Raw genomic sequence first — 18,253 nt, 5'->3', positions numbered from 1 at the left:
GGCCTACCGCCGAGAGGCGTATCCGGTTCGGCACCATTTTTATGCCCCAACGCAGGTGCCGGTAAAGTACTGACTAGCTGCGGCTCGGACGTCAAGTCAAAAACTCCCGCGGCGTCCCGCCCTGACGATCCTCCGGAGACCGGTACTGATGAAGCTGCGCCTTTTTCCCCAGGAGCCCGCAGGCCTGAACCTACTTTCGCAGCTGGCCCGGCAGATAGTTTTCGCCAGCGCCACCATGGCGGAAATCCTCGGCGCGCCGGCCACCGAGCACCACCGGCTGGTGGAGGACATGCACAACCACGAGGCAAAGTCGGCCGAGCTGCACTTCGCCCTCCTGACGCACATGCGCACCAGCTTTGTGAATCCGCTCCCCCGCGAGGACATGTATGCCCTCTCGCAAAGCCTGAACGAAGCCATTGAAAAGCTGGACGCCGCCGCCGAGCTGGTGGCGCTCTACAACCTGGACCGGCTGCCGAAACGCGCGGCCGACCAGCTTGAAATCATCAGCCGCCAGGCCGAGCTGACGGCTGACGCAATGCGCCGCCTGAACAATCTGGACGACCTTGAGGACTACTGGATCGAGGTCCTTCGTCTGGCCAAGCGGGCCGAACGCACGCACCGTGTCTGGGTCGCGGACATGCTCAAGGAAATGAAATCAGCTCAGTATGCCCGCAACCGGGACATCGCCAACCAGCTGGTCGACGTCACCAAGGACATGCGCCGGATCGCCACTCAGGTGGGCAGCATCATCGTCAAGGAATCCTGAGGTGACGCTGTTCATCTTCGTCCTGGTGGTTCTCCTCAGCGCGGCATTTGCCTTCATCAACGGCTTCCGGGATGTGTCCACGTCCGTTGCCCTGGCCGTGCGGACGCGTGCCCTGACCCCCACCATCGCCGTCCTGCTGGCCGCCCTTTTCAACCTCATAGGCGCCTTGCTCAGCGCCGGACTGGCCGTGGCGATTAGCCAGAACTGGGTGGCCCTTCCTCCCGGGAACAGCGGCCTGACCATCATCGCCGCCGGCCTCGCCAGTGCGTGTGCCTGGGGTATTTTCCTGTGGTGGCGTGGCGTTCCGTCCTCCTCCACGCATGCCCTGGTGGGCGGACTTGCGGGTGCCGGAACCGCCAGCGCGGTGGTGGGCGGCAACTCCGTGGGCGGGGTGGACCAGTCACTCCTCTTCCAAGTGATCCTCCCCTTGGCCCTCTCGCCGGTTGTAGCCTTCATCGCCGCCTACCTGCTGGTCTTTCCCGTGACCTGGGCCGCGCGCTACACCCAGCCGAGCGTGGTCAACAAGCGTTTCCGGGCTGCGCAGTCGATCGCCGCCGGCGCCGTGGCCTTTGGCCACGGCCTGCAGGACGGCCAGCGGGTCAGCGCAGTGCTCATCCTGGCACTGCTGGCGGCCGGCTATTCCGACGGCGGCTCGCTTCCGATGTGGGTGGCCCTGCTCTCCGCAGTGATGATCACGGTGGGCACGCTGTTCGGCGGCTGGCGCATCTCGCACACCATTGGCTACCGGCTCACGCGCATCGATCCGCTGCGCGGCGTGGTGGCCCAGGGCTTCAGCGCGCTCCTGCTGTTTATTGGCGCCATCGGGCTCCACTGGCCGGTTTCCACTACCCACACGGTCACGTCCGCCGTGCTCGGCGCGGGGGAAAACCAGCAGTTCGCCACCAGCCACCGCAAGCTGGTCACCCGGATCCTGTCGCTGTGGGTCCTGACGCCGGCAGCCACCGCCGCGGGCGCCTTCGTCCTGGAGCTGGCGCTCTCCCCACTGATCGGCGTCTGAAACAGCAACGCGGGGGGCCCACGCCCGCAGGGTTCCCTGGCTGAGCTTGCGAGGCTAGGGAGCGGGTGGGGACACTTAGCGCCCATTCGGAGGTCCGAATAGGGCGATAAGTGACCCCGCGTTGGTGTAGAGAACCGGTCGGTGGGGACTATCCGAAGCGGCCGGAGACGTAGTCCTCGGTGGCCTTCTGGCTCGGGTTGTTGAAGATGGTGCTGGTCTCGGCGAACTCGATGAGCTTGCCCGGCTTGCCGGTGCCGGCGATGTTGAAGAACGCCGTCTTGTCCGAGACGCGGGCCGCCTGCTGCATGTTGTGGGTCACGATCACCACGGTGTACTGGTCCTTGAGCTCGTTGATGAGGTCCTCAACGGCCAGGGTGGAGATCGGGTCCAGGGCGGAACACGGCTCATCCATGAGGATCACCTGCGGCTCCACGGCAATGGCGCGGGCGATGCAGAGGCGCTGCTGCTGGCCGCCTGACAGTCCCGAGCCCGGCTTGTCCAGGCGGTCCTTTACCTCGTTCCAGAGGTTGGCGCCGAGGAGAGAGCGCTCCACCAGGGCATCGGCCTCGCCCTTGGAGATCTTCTGGTTGTTCAGTTTCACGCCGGCCAGGACGTTGTCCCGGATGGACATGGTGGGGAACGGGTTGGGCCGCTGGAACACCATGCCAATCTGGGAGCGCACGGTCACCGGGTCCACGCCGGGTCCGTACAGGTTGTCGCCGTCGAGCAGGACCTCACCTTCGACGCGTGCGCCGGGCAGCACCTCGTGCATGCGGTTGAGCGTGCGCAGGAAGGTGGACTTGCCGCAGCCCGAGGGACCGATGAAAGCCGTGACGGACTTGGCCTCGATGTTGATGCTGACGTCTTCCACGGCCAGGAAATTGCCGTAGTACACGTTCAGGTCTTTGACGTCGATGCGCTTGGACATGATGTTCCTTTAACTTGCTGGTATGAAATGAAGTCTAGATCTCGGCTTCTCGAGCCGAAATACGGTCCGGTATGGCCGGTCCGGTATAGCCGGTCCGTACTAGCGGCGGCCTGTCTTCGGGGCGAAGACCCGGGCAATGAGGCGGGCGCCGAGGTTGAGCAGCATCACCAGGATGATGAGGACCAGGGCCGCACCCCATGCCCGTTGCGACGACGGATCGGGGTTGGACGGGGAGGTGGGGTTCAGGATCTGCGTGTAGATGAACGTGGGCAGGGACGCCATCCACCCGCCGAACACGTTGTTGTTGATGCTCGTCGCAAACCCTGCGGTCACCAGGATGGGCGCGGTCTCGCCGATGACCCGGGCGATCGCCAGGGTGACGCCGGACGCAATGCCGGAGATCGCCGTCGGAATGACCACCTTGAGGATGGTCCGCCACTTGCGGACGCCCAGGGCGTAGGCCGCCTCGCGGAGCTCGTTGGGCACGATCTTCAGCATTTCCTCGCTGGAGCGGACCACCACCGGGATCATCAGCACGGACAGCGCGACGGCGGCGACGGCGCCGGTCTTGGTGCCGGGACCCACCACCGCGAAGAAGAACGCGGCAGCGAAGAGGCCGGCGACGATGGACGGGATGCCTGTCATGACGTCCACGAAGAACGTGATGGCGCGGGCCAGCGGCCGGTCGTTGCCGTACTCGACGAGGTAAATCGCCGTCAGGAGGCCCACCGGAACGGAGATGACGGTGGCCAGCAGGGTGATCTGCAGGGTGCCGATGAGGGCGTGGTAGATGCCGCCGATAACGGGCCCGGTGCCTTCAGCCGCCCTGTTGTCGTACACGCCGGTGACGCCGTTCATCGACGTCCCCAGGAAGCCGGGGTTGAGCAGGCCCGGGATGCCGTTGACCATGACGGTCCAAATGACGGAGATCAGCGGCAGCAGGGCGATCAGGAATGCGCCCACCACGAGGCAGGTGGCTAGCTTGTCCTTGGCCTTGCGCGACCCCTCAACCGCGGCGCTCCAGGCGACGAGTCCTGCGGCGAACAGGATGGCGGAGACCACTCCCCAGCCGAAGGCATTGAAGCCGATCAGGGCGAGGATGGCCGCTCCGAGGACCAACGCGACGCCCAGGACCACGTAAGGGGCGTACTTGGGCAGTTGGCCCTTGGTCAGGGCTGACCGCTTGCGGACCGGGGTCAGGGTGGAGGTCATTTAATTGGCTCCCGAGAATTCTTTGTGCCGGCTGATGATCCACCGGGCGAGCATGTTGACGGCGAGGGTGATCACGAACAGAACCAGGCCCGCGGCGATCAGGGTGCTCACCTTGAGGCCGCTGGCCTCGGGGAAGTTCAGGGCGATCTCGGCGGCGATGGTCTGGTTGCCGGACTGGATCAGGCTGGCGGTGAGTGCGCCGGAGGACAGCACGAGCGCCACTGCCATGGTTTCGCCCAGGGCGCGGCCGAGGCCCAGCATGACGGCACTGATGATGCCCGGTCGCGCGAAGGGCAGCACCGACATCTTGATCATTTCCCAGCGCGTGGCGCCCAGTGCGAGGGCCGCTTCCTCGTGAAGCTTGGGGGTCTGCAGGAAGATCTCGCGGGACAGCGACGTGATGATGGGGATGACCATGACGGACAGCACGATGCCGGCTGTCAGGATGGTTTTGCCGGTGGCGGAGGCAGGTCCCTGGAAGATGGGCAGCCAGCCCATGTTGGTGGCGAGCCAGCCGTACGCGGGCGAAATCTGGGGGGCCAGGAAGGCCGCGCCCCAGGCACCGTAAACCACGGAGGGGATCGCGGCGAGCAGGTCAATGACGTAGCCGAGGCCGGACGCGAGGCCGCGAGGGGCGAAGTGAGAGATGAAGAGGGCAACTCCGATGGACACCGGCGTGGCGATGGCCAGGGCGATGATGGCAGCAATGAGGGTGCCGACGACGATTGGCCAGATGTAGGCGAAGAAGCCTTCCCCGCCTTGGATGTCCGCGGCGGGGGCGGTGAAGGCGGGAATCGCCTGGATGACAAGGAAGAGCGCCACGCCGAAAAGAACGGCAAGGATCAGGCAGCCTGCCGCCAGGGCCGCTCCGGAGAAGACTTTGTCCCCGGCGCGGCCGGCGCCTCGGGAACTGGTCAGGGAGGTGGTGGTCATACCCGGCCCTTCGGTGTTGGTGGTGCAGAAATGTGGATCGTGCTGAAACCGCGCTTTACACGGCTAAGTTCCCCGCCCTGCCTGGCGGCTGGGCGGGGAACCTCGGCTAACAGGCGAGTCGTTAAGACTTGACCTTGATGGTTTCGATGGCCTTGACAGCCTTCTCGGCCAGCGTGGCGGAGATCGGAGCCGACTTGGCGGACTCGGCGGCAGCCTTCTGGCCCTCTTCGGACACTACGTAGGTCTCGAAAGCCTTGACCAGGTCCACGGTTTCCTGCTTGTCGTAGGTGGAGCAGACGATGTGGTAGGAAACCAGGACCACCGGGTAGGCACCGGCCTCGGTGGTGGTGCGGTCGAGCTTGATGGCGCCGCTGGTGTCGGCGCGGCCTTCAACGGGCTTGCCGGCGTCGACTGCCTTGGAAGCAGCTTCCGGGGAGATCTTGACGAACTCGGAACCGACCTTGATCTGGGCGATGCCCAGCTTGCCGCCAACGGCGGAGTCGTCGGCGTAGGCCACGGCGCCCGGGGTGTCGGTGACGGTCTTGACGACGCCGGACGTGCCCTTGGCGTTCTCGCCCTTGAGGGATGCAGGCCAGATGCCGTCGGCCTTGTCCTTCCAGACATCGGGAGCCGCGGCGGAGAGGTACTCGGTGAAGTTCTTGGTGGTGCCGGAGTCGTCAGAGCGGCTCACCGGGGTGACGGCGAGGTCCGGGAGCTTGGCGTCCGGGTTCAGGGCCACAATGGCGGGGTCGTTCCACTTGGCAATCTCGCCACGGAAGATCTTGGCCGCGGTGGGGGCGTCCAGCTTCAGCTCTGTGATGTCCGGCAGGTTGAAGGCAATGGCGATCGGCGAGATGTAGACGGGGATCTCGATGGCACCCGCGGGACCGCACACCTTCTTGGCCGCAGCCAGTTCCTCGTCCTTCAGGTAGGCGTCGGAACCGGCGAACTGAGCCGAACCGTCGACGATGGCCTTGCGCCCGGCGCCGGAGCCGTCCGGGGAGTACTGCACGGTGGCGCCCTGGTTCGCGGAGGCGAAGTTGGTCTTCCACACGTCCATGGCCGCGCCCTGCGCGGAGGAGCCGATGCCGGTCAGGGTGCCGGTGACCTTGGTGCCGGCGGCGGAGGAACTGCCTGCCGGGGCGGTGTTCGTGGCGTTGTCTGAACCACAGGCGGTGAGCGCGAGTGCGCCAGCGGCGATGACAGCGATTGCCGCGTGGCGGCCGAAGCGGAGTGCCTTCACTGGGTGTACCCCTTCCAGGGTTTCTGATGCGGTGCGGACCGGAGACGTCCGTACGGGAGATTCGTACTTTTTGTACCTTCAATGAAGTTATGGGCCGCAGGTAACAAGTTTTGGGGTCGGAGGTGAACGCAGGGTTAACGACGGCGGGCCATTGGCTTACAGATGCTGGGTTGCCATTGCGTTAGCTCCGCCACAGCCGTAGTGGATCCGCCACATGGTCAACAGGGATAACAGTGGCCCCACGTGGCACGATTGGCGTCATGGAAACTTCGGGGCCGCTGGACGCGCGGCAATTGGGCGAGGGGCCGCCGTCGGATTCCGACGTGGACCTGTACCGCAGGCTGAGTTCGGACCTCACCGCCGGCGTCGCCGTGGTTTCCACCCGGCTGCGGAACAGGGACTACGCCGCGACGGTCAGCGGCTTCCTCTCGGTGTCCTACGACCCGCCCACCATGCTGGTCAGCCTGTTCGCGGAATCCCGCATTGGTGAAGCGGTGGAGGAAGCGGGGACGTGGGCACTCAGCGTGCTGTCCGGCAAGCACCAGGGCACGGCGACGTGGCTGGCGAGTCCGGGGACGCCGCTGCACGGACTGCTCGCGCAGGTGCCTTTCCGGCGCGGGCCGGCCACGGGATCGGCGATCATTGACGGCTGCCTGGCCTATTTTGAGCTGCGCACCGTTTCTGTCCATCCTGCCGCCACCCACCTGCTTGTTGTGGGCGAGGTGGTGGCGATGGGTAGTGGGGCCGCACCGTCCGAGGTTCCGGATCCGCTGGTGCATTTCGGCTCGGAGTTCCGCCGGCTGGCGCCGTAAGCCTCCGCCCCCAACTCAGTAGCAGCACAGGGCGTTCCCAGCGCTGGGAACGCCCTGTGCTGCTACTCACTTGGGATTTGCGACCGAACGAAGGCGGGCGAGCAGCGTCGCGGCGAGGAACGCCGTCGTAATTTCCAGGACGACGACGGCCAGCAGGCCTTCAGCGTCCGATCCAAACAAGCCCGTGCCAGGCGCCGTCGCCGCTGCTCCGGAATGTGTGTGGCCGGGCGCACCGCCCCCGGCGAAGGCTTGCGCCCCCAGCAGCAGGACCGCATGTAATGCCGTCATTGCCAGGGCGCAGCCCATCACCTGACGCAGGGCACGCTCCCGGCTGCCGCGCCACAGGTGCCCAGCGCACGGCAGGCAGACCCCGACCATCGCGAGCATCATGATGTTTAACCACGGGCCGTGGTGGTTTCCGGCCACAAGCCACAGGTGGACCACGCAGGACGCGGCGGTCACCGCAGAGACCGTGCGGGAGTGGAGCTGCACAGCGGTCACGGCGGGGAACCTAGCCGTGGCAGTGAGGGCCGGACTGGCTGGCGTTGGCCGGGACGTCCAGGACCGGGCTGCGGTCGAAGAAGCCTTCGGGGCGGAGCTTGAAGCCGACGGTGTCCACCGGCATGATGGGCCAGTCCTCCACCCGCGGGAAGTGGGTCAGGCCGAAGGTGTGCCACACCACGATGTCCTGGCCGTCGATGTCGCGGTCCTGGGCGATGTAGGCGGGCAGGCCCGCGCCGCCGGCGTGCTGGTTGACGAAGTCTCCGGTCGGGTAGCGCTCGTCCTCGGCGTAGCGGGTGACCCACAGGTCCTTGGTGGCAAAGGCGGCCCGCCGGGAAATGGAGGATTCTGGGTCCGCCATCAGCGTGGGCTGGTTGGAGGAGTGCAGCTTGTAGCCCACCGGCTCGCCCAGGCGGTTCCGCGATTCGGGGTTGGAGATGATCCAGCTACGCCCGGTGCGGGCGTCAGCTTCGCGGACAGCCTCGGACTCGCGGGTCAGCAGGGTGCGCTTCCGGGAGAAGGCGTTGCCGCGCTCGTTGCCCGGGCCCATGGCCTGCCGGACCACGTCCTCTTCCTCCACCCGGTTCGTGAAGCCGTCGATGGCCATGTCGAGGCGGGCGCTGAAGATGTGCTGGTGGAACGGGGCCCCGAGCCCCGGTGCGAGCTGGGAGATGTTGTCCGAGCCGCCTTCCGGGAATGCGGACGTGAAGACGATGCCGGTGGCCTTGGCTTCGAATTCGATAGTGCCGTCGAGGTAGAGGTACCAGTAGAAGCCGTAGTCGTAGTTGCCGATGGTGGTGAAGAAGGAGATCACCATGCGGCGGTTCCGCCGGGTGTAGTTGATGCCGGACCAGAGGTCGCTGTGCTTGGCCAGGATGCCCCAGTCCTCCTCGTGCATGCAGATGCCGTTGCGGATCTCGCGGGGGTTGCCGAAGGCATCGCTGATGACGGGGCTCAGGTAGGTGATGTCGCCGAGGCAGTCGCAGCCGAGTTCGAGGGAGTTGGCGAACTGGCCCACGAGGTACTCCCCCGTATCGAAGTAGTTCTGCCAGGACCTGATCGGGGACGGGTCACCGTACGGGACCACCATCTCGGCGATCGACGCGCGGTTGATGATGGGCCGTAGCCGGTCCCCGTCCCGGAAGCCGATGTTGTGCAGCACCACGCCCTCGCGGACGTCGAATCCAACATCCAGGCTCCATTTCTCCCACTCGATGTGGTTGCCGCCGGTCACCGTGAAGCTGGGGCCTTCGGGCTGGGTGATGCTGATGGGCTTCTGGGTGGTGCGGAGCGGGCCCGTGAGCTCGGGATCGGTGTAGTTGCCGTGCTCTGCCGGGATGGGGAACACGCCCGTGTCGATCACCTGGGTGACTTCCTTGCTGACCACGTCCACGTAGGCCACGAGCCCGTCAACCGGGTGGGCCCAGGCGCTGTCCTCCGGAAACTCCTGCACGAAGGCGAGCCCGCGCAGGATCCGGCGGCCCTTCTCCTCCGCGTATTCGAAGACGCCGGCGGACAGCGGTGCGACGCGCACCTTGCTGACGTCCGGGTTCCGTGCGGCAAGGGCTTTCAGCCACCGCCCGTCGGTGGCCAGCAGCTGCTCCACCACCTCGAACTCCTCTTCGAGGACCGGCAGTTCGCCGGTGGCAGCAGTGTCGAGTTCGACGACGGAGATAACCGTGCCGCTGGTGACCGAGACGGTGACGTCCTGGGGCCGGCCGCCCGAAACGTCGTGGATGAAGGCCCGGAAACGGCGGTCCGACTCTGTTCCGGTTCCCCGGGCAGGGCCGGTTCCCCGGTCAGGGCCGGTTCCCCGGGCAGGGTCAAGGAGGCCCAGGTAGGCGATGCGCTTCTCCGGACCAAGGAGACCCCCCGAGCGGAGAATGCCCTGCACCTCGCTGATCTCCGCGGCTGAGGCAAGGCGGAACGGGCTGGCTGTTTCTGTGGTGGAGAGCGTCATAGCGGCCTTTGTCCATGACCCTGGCGGGTCGGATGTTTATTTTTCTATAGTTGTAGAGAATAAGCGAACGTAAGATGGCTCACAAGAGTCTGGGCGAAAAATATTTACTGGGAGTGGCCGCGTGCCAAAGATTGTTGACCACGATGAGCGCCGCCTGGAACTGGTGGATGCGACTTGGCGGATCATCGCCCGGATGGGCATTGAGAGCGCCACGATGCGGGAAATCGCCACGGAGGCGGGCTTCGCCAACGGGGCCCTGAAACCGTACTTTCCCACCAAGGACACGCTGCTGACCTTCGCCTTCGGCCACGTCTTCAACCGGACCAACGAACGCATCGCCGAAGTCACCGCGGGACTTTCGGGACTGGCGGCCCTGCGGGCCTTCTGCGTCGAAGTGCTCCCGCTCGATGAGGAACGGATCAACGAAGCCCGGATCGTCATCCCCTTCTGGCAGAAGGCCATCAACGACCCCGGCAAGGCGCAGATCCACCGGGAATCGATGCAGCAGTGGCGGGATGCCATCCGGCGCTATCTCGGGGAGGCCCGGGACAGCGGCGACGTGAGTACCGCCGTCGACGACGACAGCCTGGCCGGGCAGCTGCTCAACATGCTGCTGGGCGCCCAGATCGCGGCCGCGCTGCTTCCGGAGGGCGAGACGGAGCTCGGCCTGGACGGGCAGCTCGAGGGATTCCTTGCCCTGCTGACGGGCCAGCATTGAGCGAGAACAACCAGGAGACGCCGGCAGTGACCATCCCGCACGAAATCGATACCCCGGAAATCTTGATCGACGTCGACATTCTCGACCGGAACATTGAGCGGATGGCATCAGCCGTCCGGGCGCGGGGCCTGAATCTGCGCCCGCATGCCAAAACCCACAAGATTCCCGAAATCGCCGCCCGCCAGATCGCAGCGGGAGCCTCCGGACTGACAGTGGCCACCATCGGCGAAGCCGAAGTGTTTGCCATTGCCGGAGTCGACAACCTCTTCATCGCCTACCCCCTCTGGCTTTCGCCGCAGAAGTCCGAGCGGCTTCGGCGCCTGTCACAAACTGCGCAGATCACCGTTGGCATCGACTCCGTGGAGGGAGCAACGGCCCTGGGATCCGGCCTGGGCAGTGCCGCGGGGAGCATCAGCGCCCTGGTGGAAGTCGACAGCGGCCACCACCGGAGCGGCGTCCGCCCGGAATCCGTCGCACCGGTCGCCGAGGCAGCAGCGCGCGCCGGGCTGAAGGTCGCCGGCGTGTTCACCTTCCCGGGACACAGCTACGCACCGGGCATGCCGGTCGAGGCGGCCAGGCAGGAGGAGCACGCCCTGAACCGGGCGTCCGAGGTTCTGGCGGCGGCGGGATTCGACGTCACCTGCCGCAGCGGCGGCTCCACCCCGACGGCGATGCTGACCGGGAATTCGGCTGCCACCGAGGTGCGCCCTGGCGTGTACGTCTTTGGCGACGCCCAGCAGCTGGAGCTGGGGCGGTGCGCCGCCGAGGACATCGCGCTGACAGTGGCGGCCACGGTGGTCAGCCACCACGCAACCCCCGCGGACGGACCGGCACGTTTCATCATTGACGCCGGCAGCAAGGTTCTCGGCAGTGACCGGCCCGCGTGGGCAAGCGGCTTCGGACGGCTGATGGGCTATCCGGACGCCCGGATCACCGCACTGTCGGAGCACCACGCAACCGTCGACTGGCCTCAGCGCGGAACCCTGCCGGCCATCGGCGACAGGTTGCGCGTCATCCCCAACCACGTATGCCTCGCGATGAACCTGGTGGATGATGTCGCAGTGGTGCGCGGCGGCGGACTCGTGGACCGCTGGGCCGTGGCAGCCCGGGGCAAGAACAGGTAAGGGCCGACCGCCCTTCTTCACAAAATCTTTATTCGCCATGTGTTGAAAAAAGATGACAGGGCGGGATTTCGCCGTTAACCTGAAATGACTGTGTTCCAGGACACAGTGTTGGGGACCCGCTAACAGACAGCGAACCGGCGTCAGGAATGTTCATGCCAGCAACCACGGCCCGCCCCGCGGACCAGACCCTCACCTCCAGCGTGGCCACCTCCTTTGACCACTGGAGGCACCTCGTGGCCCAGTCCTTCGTGCCGCTGGCCGCCGAAACGGCCCGGCCCGATCGGTTCCGCGGCCGCATGCGCTCCAGGGTGTTGGACCGCACGTGCATCGTGGAGGTGTCGGCTTCGGGCCACAGCGTCCACCGCACACCCGCGCTTCTGGCCCAGTCCGACCAGCGTTATTTCAAGCTCAACCTTCAGCTGGAGGGCACCGGCCTCCTCATCCAGGACAACCGCGAGGCCGTGCTCCGCCCCGGCGACCTCGCCATCTATGACACCAACCGCCCGTACACCCTGGCGTTCGAAGAGCAGGCCCGCGTGGTGGTGGTCATGTTCCCGCACGACTCCCTGTCGCTGCCGCCGGACTGTGTGGGGCAGCTGTCAGCCGTCCGGCTGGCCGGCGAGTCCAGCCTGGCGGGCATTGTGGGGCCGTTCATCACGCAGCTTGCCGGCAATTTGGAGGCACTCGGCGGGCCGAGCGGTTCCCGGCTCGCTGCCAACACCCTGGACCTTGTGACCACCATGCTCCATTCGGAACTGGATCTGGCTGCCGACAGCATGAAGCCCCAGGCAATGCTGGCGACGTCGGTCCGCGAATACATTGAGCAGAACCTCGCCGACCCGCAGCTTTCGCCGGCCAGCATTGCCGCAGCACATTTCATTTCGACCCGCCACCTGCACAACGTCTTCCACGAGTCCGGCAGCACTGTTGCCAGCTGGATCCGCAGCCGCCGGCTGGATCGGGTCCGCCGGGACCTCAGGGACCCGCTGCACTCGGGCACCTCAGTGGGAGCCGTGGCAGCGCGGTGGGGCTTCCTGGACGCAGCCCACTTCAGCAGGACATTCCGCGAGGCTTTCGGCGAATCCCCCAGCGACTGGCGCCGCGGCGCCTAAATCAGACCCTGGGCGAGCATCGCGTCCGCCACTTTGACGAAGCCGCCAATGTTCGCGCCCAGCACGTAGTTGCCGGGGTCACCGTACTCGTCCGCGGTGGAGGCGCAGCGGTGGTGGATTCCCACCATGATGTCCGTCAGGCGCTGTTCCGTGTGCTCGAAGGACCAGGAATCGCGGCTCGCGTTCTGCTGCATCTCCAGCGCCGAGGTGGCCACGCCGCCTGCGTTGGCGGCCTTGCCGGGCCCGAACAGCACGCCCGCCTCCTGGAAGACTGCTACGGCGTCCGGGGTGCACGGCATGTTGGCGCCTTCACCGACGGCGAGCAGTCCGTTGCGGACCAGCCGGGCGGCAGCACCGCCGTCGAGCTCGTTCTGCGTGGCGCACGGCAGGGCGACAGTCGCATCGACGTCCCAGACGGAGCCGGCCTCCACATAGGAAACGCCGGAACGGCGCAGAACGTAGTCCTTGAGGCGTCCGCGTTCCACTTCCTTGACCTGGCGAAGCAGCCCGACGTCGATCCCCGCCTCGTCCACGACGTACCCGGAGGAATCGGAACAGGCCACAACGCTGGCGCCGAGCGCCTGGGCCTTGGCGATGGCATTGATGGCCACGTTGCCGGAGCCGGAAACCACCACGCGCTGCCCATCGAAGGATGAGCCCCGGGTCTTGAGCATCTCCTCGGTAAAGATCACCGTGCCGAAGCCGGTGGCTTCGGGCCGGACCAGGGAACCTCCCCAGGAGATGCCCTTGCCGGTCAGCACGCCCGATTCGTAGCGGTTGGTGATGCGTTTGTACTGGCCAAAGAGGTAGCCGATTTCGCGGCCGCCCACACCGATGTCGCCGGCCGGGACATCAGTGTACTCGCCGATGTGGCGGTAGAGCTCCGTCATGAACGACTGGCAGAAGCGCATGACTTCGGCGTCACTGCGGCCGCGGGGGTCGAAGTCGGAACCGCCCTTGCCGCCGCCGATGGGCATGCCGGTCAGCGCGTTCTTGAAAATCTGCTCGAAGCCGAGGAATTTCACGATCCCGAGGTAAACGGAGGGGTGGAACCGGAGCCCGCCCTTGTAGGGGCCGAGCGCTGAATTGAACTCCACGCGGAAGCCGCGGTTGATCTGCACGCGGCCTGAATCGTCGGTCCACGGCACCCGGAAGATGATCTGCCGTTCGGGCTCGCAGAGCCGTTCCAGGATAGCGGCTTCCAGGAACTCGGGGTGGCGGTCGTGGACCGGGCCAAGGCTTTCGAACACCTCGACCACCGCCTGGTGGAACTCAGACTCACCGGGGTTCCGCGCCAGTACCGTATCCCTGACGGCTTCCAGCCGTGCATCCATGAATCTGTCCTTAAATCCGCGAGCAACGGCCAAAAGGATATTTCCAGCCGCCTATGGTTGACCTTTCAACCTTACCGATTAAGACCGCCGCTTGATAGGCGGCGGCACCGAAATCGCTTATTCTCCGTATTGTGACAGAAAAATTCCATAAAATGAGAACTCAATCCAGAGCGCCGCGGGCCGGAAAGGGCTACTGATGGCGTATGTTTGCCTGCTCCTCTCCGGAGCTGCACTGTTGCTGAACGGGCTGGCCGCCTTGAACCAGATCCCCCGCCGGGACGCTGCCGTCTTCAGTCTGGTCATCGGGAACGCGCAGCTCATACTGGGTGTTGCTCATCTGACCGTCACCGAGGGAGGCGGGACGCAGTCCCTGCTGGGGGCCGCCGGGATGTTCCTGTTCGGGCTGACGTATGTCTACGTGGGCCTGGACTTCCTGCTGGGGCTCGGATCCAAAGGGCTCGGCTGGTTCTGCGGGATGGTGGCCGCCTGCGGCATCCTGCTCGCGGCGGCGTGGTCCGGGGAGGATCCCCTGCTTGCCGTCCTGTGGCTCTGCTGGACCTACTTGTGGCTGCTGTTCTTTCTTCACATGGCGTTGGGCTTCGAGCGGATGGCACCCCTGATCGGCTGGTCCCTTGTGCTCACCAGCCAGGCCTCGGCAACGGTGCCGGCGTTCCTGGGGATTAGCGGGCAGTGGCCGGCCGGCATAGCGGCGGCCGCCGCCGCAGGGGCCGGCCTTGCCGCCCTTCTGCTGCTGGCGGGCGGCCTCGCGAGGCGAGGCCGCCGCAGCGGAACGGGTGCTGCCGCCGTCGAACGCCCGCTACCCGGCGAGCTCCGACTCTAAGGTCCCTGCCCGCTTCTCCACTACGATTTCCGCCAGCAACCCGGCCACGAACATCACGGGGACGGCAACCAGCAGCCCGAGGGCGGTTTCGGCGCTGCCGCCGATGAGGGAAGTGAAGTTGCTGACCACCAGGTAGAGGACCCATGCCAGCAGCAGCGACGCGAGCGCCGGTGCGATGAGGGTCTGCCAGAGTTGCCCCGGCACCCGTTCGGGCCGGAAGAATGCAACAACGGCCAGGGAGCAGAGCATGTACAGCACCAGCAGCGCCGCAACAGCCAGCCCGCTGAACCACGAGAAGAGCGTCAGGACCGGGTCCATTCCCAGCACCGCGAACGGTGCCACGAGCAGCACGGCGACACTCGTCTGGACCCAGGCGGCGTTTGCAGGGGCGCGGTGCCTGTTGGTCCGTGCCAGGACGGCGGGCAGGGAACCACGAAGGGCCAGCGAGTGGAGGTAGCGGTTGATGCCGTTGTGGAAGGCGATGATGCCTGCCAGCAGGGATGTCACCAGGAGGATGCCGGCGGTCACGCCGGCCCAGGGGCCGAACAGCTCAACCAGCGGGCCAATGACGAACGAGGTTGCGTCCCCCGACTCCAGGGCAGCTCCGGCGGCGTCGATGACGTGCGAGGGCCCGTAGAAGCTCACCAGCATCCAGGTGATGAAGCCGAAAAACACGGCGATGATGCCCACGGAGAGGTAGGTTGCCCGGGCCACCGTGCGGTGGGGATCCTTGGCCTCGGCGGAGTAGATGGCCGTCGACTCGAAGCCGAACATGGACGCCACGGCGAACATGATGGCCACTCCGGGGGCGCCGCTTGCGATCGCTTCCGGGGAAAATGAGGCTGCCATGTTGAGGCCTTCGGGGCCTCCGCCCCTCAGCAGGACGGTGAGACCGAACAGCAGCAGAATCGCCACCTCCAGGCCCACGAGGACAGCCAGGACGCGGGCGCCGAGTTCGATGTTCATCGACCCGAGAACCTGCACGCCTGCCATGGTGGCAACGGCCAGAAGCCACCAGGGAACGGTCAGGCCGGCAGAACCCAGCAGGCCGGAGAAGGCCGCACCATAGAGGCCGTACATTGCGGCCTGCACCGTGCTGTACGCCAGGAGTGCCAGCCAGGCCGCGCCTGTGCCGGTCTTTCTGCCGAAGGCGGCGGTGATGTAGGCGTAAAAGGCGCCGCTGGCCTGCACCTTCCGGCTCATGGCGACGAACCCGACGGCGAAGATGACAATGACGATGCCCACCACGAGGTAGGCACCCGGTGCCCCGGCGCCATTGCCGAGTGCAGCCGCCAGGGGTGCAGCGCCGACGATGCCGGTCAGCGGAGCCTGGGCTGAGAGAACGAAAAAGAGAATACCCAGGACGCCGATGCTGCCCGCGCGGAGGGCGGTGGACTGTTCCTTGTGTGGATTTGCTTCTGCAGTCCGGGACTCGGAATTTGAAATACTCATTGGATCCTTCTTAACGGTCATGAGCGTTGGAGGGGTGCCGGCAATGGCCTCGCACCGCTGAATCCAGCTTGGCAGTCCCGGTCGGATAGGGCTTGTCTGGCAGCGATCAGTTGTTGTGCCTCAGCGCACTGGTCGTGACCGGCAGAAAACCAAAGAGTCCGGATCCCCCGTTGCGAGGATCCGGACTCCAGGAGCGAAAGGCATGCTGGCCTTACACCAGGTGGGCGACGAGCCCCGAGCCGGCGGACTGCAGCGGCTCCGACTTAGGCGGCTCGGGCTGGCGGGCCGGCAGCAGCGGCGCAAAGAAGGCCCCGAGCTCCGCCGTCGCGGTCAGCGGCAGGACGTTCGCCACGTACTGGTCCGGACGCACCACCACCACGACGCCGCCGCGGTCAAGGCCGCGCAGCTCGAAGATGTCGGCGTTCGGGTCGGTGCCGTAGACCTTCTCGAGGTAGGTGAGCCTGAACGGCCCGACCTCCGGCTTGAACACGGACGGGACGGCGTTGATGTCGATGCCCCTGTGGTCCTGCTGGTAGATGACCTTCACGTCGAACCAGGCGTCGGCGTCGGCGCCTTCCGGCGTAGCCGCGAGCGGGGACTCCGGTGAGTTCTCCAGCCACTGCGCGAGGTCGGTGGTCGGCGACGGCGCGCCAGCCTCGGCGGGGTCGGCGAACACGTAGATCCGCCAGCGGCCGTCTGCCTTTGCCTGGTGGCCTAGCTGCAGCGGGTTGGTGTCGCAGACGCGCTGCACGGGCGCGGATTTGAAGCGCTTGCCCACCGTGAAGCCGGTTGCAAGTTCCTGGTGCTTGGCCTCTGCCACGATCATTGACGGCGCGTATTCGGTCATGAAGCCCGCCGGGAATTCCGCGGTGCGAACGTAGAAGTCCTCGAGCTCCGAGGGGTCCTCGAACTCCTCGGGCTTCTTGGCCATGAGGGTGGACCATTCCTTGTCGAAGTCGATGAGGTTCTTCGCGACCACCTGGCGCTCCGCGGAGTACGTGGCGAGCAGCGACTCCGGACTGCGGCCCTCGAGCACGTGGCCGAGCTTCCAGCCGATGTTGAAGCCGTCCTGCATGGACACGTTCATGCCCTGGCCAGCCTTCGCGCTGTGCGTGTGGCAGGCGTCGCCGGTAATGAACACCCGCGGCGTGCGGGTATCCCGCTCGGCGGGCAGGACGTCGTCGAATCTGTCGGTGAGGCGGTGGCCCACCTCGTACACGCTGTGCCAGGCGACGTTGCGGACGTCGAGGGTGTAGGGCTGCAGGATCTGGTTCGCGTGGGCGATGATCTGTTCAATGGTGGTCTTGCGGATGGCGCCGTTATCGTTCTCCGGCACGACGCCGAGGTCGACGTACATGCGGAAGAGGTGGCCGCCCTCTCGCGGGATCAGCAGGATGCTGCCGCCGTCGTGGGACTGGATGGCGCACTTGGTGCGGATGTCCGGGAAATCGGTGGACGCGAGGACATCCATGACGCCCCAGGCGTGATTGGCCTGGTCACCGGCAAGCGTGCAGCCGATCGATTCACGGACCTTGCTGCGGGCACCGTCAGCACCGACCACATACTTGGCCCGCACAACGCGCTCCTGGCCCGCCAGCTCGCCGGCGGTGTGGAGCAGGGTCACCGTGACGGGGTACTCCCCCGCATCCGCGACGTGGAGGCTGCTGAACTCGTAGCCGTAGTCGGGGGTCATCCGGGCCGGTGAATAGGCCATGACCCGGGCGAAGTAGTCCAGCACGCGGGCCTGGTTGACGATGAGGTGCGGAAATTCGCTGATGCCCATTTCGTCGTCGACCGCGCGGGCGGCACGGACGATGTGCTGCGGGTTCTCGGGGCTCGGCTTCCAGAACGCCATCTCGGTGATCCGGTAGGCCTCTGCAGTGATCTCCTCGGCGAAGCCGAAGGCCTGGAAGGTCTCGACGCTGCGGGCCTGGATGCCGTCGGCCTGGCCGATCGCCAGGCGTCCGCCGCGGCGCTCCACGATGCGCGTGGTGATGTCCGGGAACTGGGAGAGCTGGGCCGCTGCGAGCATGCCCGCAGGGCCGGAGCCCACGATGAGTACGTCGACCTCGTCGGGCAGCTCTTCGGGGCGGTTGATGCCGACGCCGGCGGCCGGCTGGATACGCGGGTCACCGGAAACGTAACCGTGGTGGTGGAACTGCACGGGCTTTCCTCACTTCACTGTGTGGCTGGCTTGCGCCGATTGCGTGTTCTATATTGGAACAGATGGTTCGATAATAGAAACTGTGGTTATGCTTCAGTACTGTACGTCACATCCGACCCGGGTTACAAGCAGCTT

The 18,253-nt window shown here is 66.0% G+C and carries 16 protein-coding genes; 7 read left to right on the top strand and 9 right to left on the bottom strand.

The window, feature by feature from the left end:
• Positions 1-148 precede the first annotated feature (148 nt).
• Both LFT45_RS02105 and LFT45_RS02100 read left to right on the top strand, forming a co-directional pair.
• Complete coding sequence (locus LFT45_RS02105) at positions 149-766, top strand: DUF47 domain-containing protein (RefSeq protein ID WP_236806304.1); 618 nt, start codon at positions 149-151, stop codon at positions 764-766.
• 1 nt (position 767) lies between these two features.
• Positions 768-1,784 (top strand): inorganic phosphate transporter, encoded by a 1,017-nt coding sequence (locus tag LFT45_RS02100; RefSeq protein ID WP_236806303.1) that lies wholly within the window; start codon positions 768-770, stop codon positions 1,782-1,784.
• A gap of 148 nt (positions 1,785-1,932) precedes the next feature.
• Here LFT45_RS02100 and pstB read toward each other — a convergent pair whose 3' ends face one another.
• The 4 genes from pstB to pstS all read right to left on the bottom strand — a co-directional run bounded on the left by pstB (position 1,933) and on the right by pstS (position 6,100).
• Complete coding sequence (pstB, locus tag LFT45_RS02095; protein ID WP_236806302.1) at positions 1,933-2,712, bottom strand: phosphate ABC transporter ATP-binding protein PstB; 780 nt, start codon at positions 2,710-2,712, stop codon at positions 1,933-1,935.
• Between the two features lie 99 nt (positions 2,713-2,811).
• Positions 2,812-3,924 (bottom strand): phosphate ABC transporter permease PstA, encoded by a 1,113-nt coding sequence (gene pstA / locus LFT45_RS02090; RefSeq protein ID WP_236806301.1) that lies wholly within the window; start codon positions 3,922-3,924, stop codon positions 2,812-2,814.
• Complete coding sequence (gene pstC, locus LFT45_RS02085; protein WP_236806300.1) at positions 3,925-4,857, bottom strand: phosphate ABC transporter permease subunit PstC; 933 nt, start codon at positions 4,855-4,857, stop codon at positions 3,925-3,927.
• Positions 4,858-4,978: 121 nt separating this feature from the next.
• Positions 4,979-6,100, bottom strand: a complete 1,122-nt coding sequence (gene pstS / locus LFT45_RS02080; RefSeq protein ID WP_236806299.1) for a phosphate ABC transporter substrate-binding protein PstS — start codon at positions 6,098-6,100, stop codon at positions 4,979-4,981.
• Between the two features lie 260 nt (positions 6,101-6,360).
• On the opposite strand from pstS, the gene LFT45_RS02075 reads away from it, so the two are divergent.
• On the top strand, positions 6,361-6,912 hold the full coding sequence (locus LFT45_RS02075; protein WP_236806298.1) for a flavin reductase family protein: 552 nt from the start codon (positions 6,361-6,363) through the stop codon (positions 6,910-6,912).
• Positions 6,913-6,978: 66 nt separating this feature from the next.
• Here the strand turns inward: LFT45_RS02075 and LFT45_RS02070 are convergent, their stop codons facing one another.
• Both LFT45_RS02070 and LFT45_RS02065 read right to left on the bottom strand, forming a co-directional pair.
• Positions 6,979-7,413 carry a hypothetical protein gene (locus LFT45_RS02070; protein WP_236806297.1) on the bottom strand — a complete coding sequence of 145 codons (435 nt, stop codon included), beginning with the start codon at positions 7,411-7,413 and terminating at the stop codon, positions 6,979-6,981.
• A 10-nt stretch (positions 7,414-7,423) separates the two neighbouring features.
• Positions 7,424-9,373: a primary-amine oxidase gene (locus tag LFT45_RS02065; protein ID WP_236806296.1), complete on the bottom strand. Its 1,950-nt coding sequence runs from the start codon at positions 9,371-9,373 to the stop codon at positions 7,424-7,426.
• 121 nt (positions 9,374-9,494) lie between these two features.
• Here LFT45_RS02065 and LFT45_RS02060 point away from each other — a divergent pair, with 121 nt between their 5' ends.
• The 3 genes from LFT45_RS02060 to LFT45_RS02050 all read left to right on the top strand — a co-directional run bounded on the left by LFT45_RS02060 (position 9,495) and on the right by LFT45_RS02050 (position 12,327).
• Positions 9,495-10,091, top strand: coding sequence for a TetR/AcrR family transcriptional regulator (locus LFT45_RS02060; protein WP_236806295.1), 597 nt, complete (start codon positions 9,495-9,497; stop codon positions 10,089-10,091).
• Positions 10,088-11,215 (top strand): D-TA family PLP-dependent enzyme, encoded by a 1,128-nt coding sequence (locus tag LFT45_RS02055; RefSeq protein WP_236806294.1) that lies wholly within the window; start codon positions 10,088-10,090, stop codon positions 11,213-11,215. The genes LFT45_RS02060 and LFT45_RS02055 overlap by 4 nt, the downstream gene beginning before the upstream one ends.
• Positions 11,216-11,367: 152 nt before the next feature.
• Positions 11,368-12,327: a helix-turn-helix domain-containing protein gene (locus tag LFT45_RS02050; RefSeq protein WP_236806293.1), complete on the top strand. Its 960-nt coding sequence runs from the start codon at positions 11,368-11,370 to the stop codon at positions 12,325-12,327.
• Here the strand turns inward: LFT45_RS02050 and gdhA are convergent.
• Positions 12,324-13,661 carry an NADP-specific glutamate dehydrogenase gene (gene gdhA, locus LFT45_RS02045; RefSeq protein ID WP_111903247.1) on the bottom strand — a complete coding sequence of 446 codons (1,338 nt, stop codon included), beginning with the start codon at positions 13,659-13,661 and terminating at the stop codon, positions 12,324-12,326. The two genes, LFT45_RS02050 and gdhA, sit on opposite strands and share 4 nt — an antisense overlap.
• Before the next feature lie 196 nt (positions 13,662-13,857).
• Between gdhA and LFT45_RS02040 the strand changes: the two genes are divergently transcribed.
• Positions 13,858-14,502 carry an AmiS/UreI family transporter gene (locus LFT45_RS02040; protein ID WP_236806292.1) on the top strand — a complete coding sequence of 215 codons (645 nt, stop codon included), beginning with the start codon at positions 13,858-13,860 and terminating at the stop codon, positions 14,500-14,502.
• On the opposite strand, the gene LFT45_RS02035 is transcribed toward LFT45_RS02040, so the two are convergent.
• Both LFT45_RS02035 and LFT45_RS02030 read right to left on the bottom strand, forming a co-directional pair.
• Positions 14,479-15,954, bottom strand: coding sequence for an APC family permease (locus tag LFT45_RS02035; protein ID WP_236806291.1), 1,476 nt, complete (start codon positions 15,952-15,954; stop codon positions 14,479-14,481). The genes LFT45_RS02040 and LFT45_RS02035 overlap by 24 nt on opposite strands.
• A gap of 211 nt (positions 15,955-16,165) precedes the next feature.
• Positions 16,166-18,118 (bottom strand): FAD-binding monooxygenase, encoded by a 1,953-nt coding sequence (locus LFT45_RS02030; protein ID WP_236806290.1) that lies wholly within the window; start codon positions 18,116-18,118, stop codon positions 16,166-16,168.
• Positions 18,119-18,253: the final 135 nt, after the last annotated feature.

The organism is Arthrobacter sp. FW305-BF8, assembly GCF_021789315.1.
Classification (GTDB): domain Bacteria; phylum Actinomycetota; class Actinomycetes; order Actinomycetales; family Micrococcaceae; genus Arthrobacter.
Note: the sequence above shows the minus strand (reverse complement) of the source record. Positions and strands in the feature narration are given on the sequence as shown.

Excerpts from the sequence above, each read along its gene's own strand:
- LFT45_RS02105 (WP_236806304.1), top strand. The coding sequence starts at position 149 with ATGAAGCTGCGCCTTTTTCCCCAGGAGCCCGCAGGCCTGAACCTACTT.
- pstB (WP_236806302.1), bottom strand. The coding sequence starts at position 2,712 with ATGTCCAAGCGCATCGACGTCAAAGACCTGAACGTGTACTACGGCAAT.
- pstA (WP_236806301.1), bottom strand. The coding sequence starts at position 3,924 with ATGACCTCCACCCTGACCCCGGTCCGCAAGCGGTCAGCCCTGACCAAG.
- pstC (WP_236806300.1), bottom strand. The coding sequence starts at position 4,857 with ATGACCACCACCTCCCTGACCAGTTCCCGAGGCGCCGGCCGCGCCGGG.
- LFT45_RS02075 (WP_236806298.1), top strand. The coding sequence starts at position 6,361 with ATGGAAACTTCGGGGCCGCTGGACGCGCGGCAATTGGGCGAGGGGCCG.
- LFT45_RS02065 (WP_236806296.1), bottom strand. The coding sequence starts at position 9,373 with ATGACGCTCTCCACCACAGAAACAGCCAGCCCGTTCCGCCTTGCCTCA.
- LFT45_RS02050 (WP_236806293.1), top strand. The coding sequence starts at position 11,368 with ATGCCAGCAACCACGGCCCGCCCCGCGGACCAGACCCTCACCTCCAGC.
- gdhA (WP_111903247.1), bottom strand. The coding sequence starts at position 13,661 with ATGGATGCACGGCTGGAAGCCGTCAGGGATACGGTACTGGCGCGGAAC.
- LFT45_RS02040 (WP_236806292.1), top strand. The coding sequence starts at position 13,858 with ATGGCGTATGTTTGCCTGCTCCTCTCCGGAGCTGCACTGTTGCTGAAC.
- LFT45_RS02035 (WP_236806291.1), bottom strand. The coding sequence starts at position 15,954 with ATGAGTATTTCAAATTCCGAGTCCCGGACTGCAGAAGCAAATCCACAC.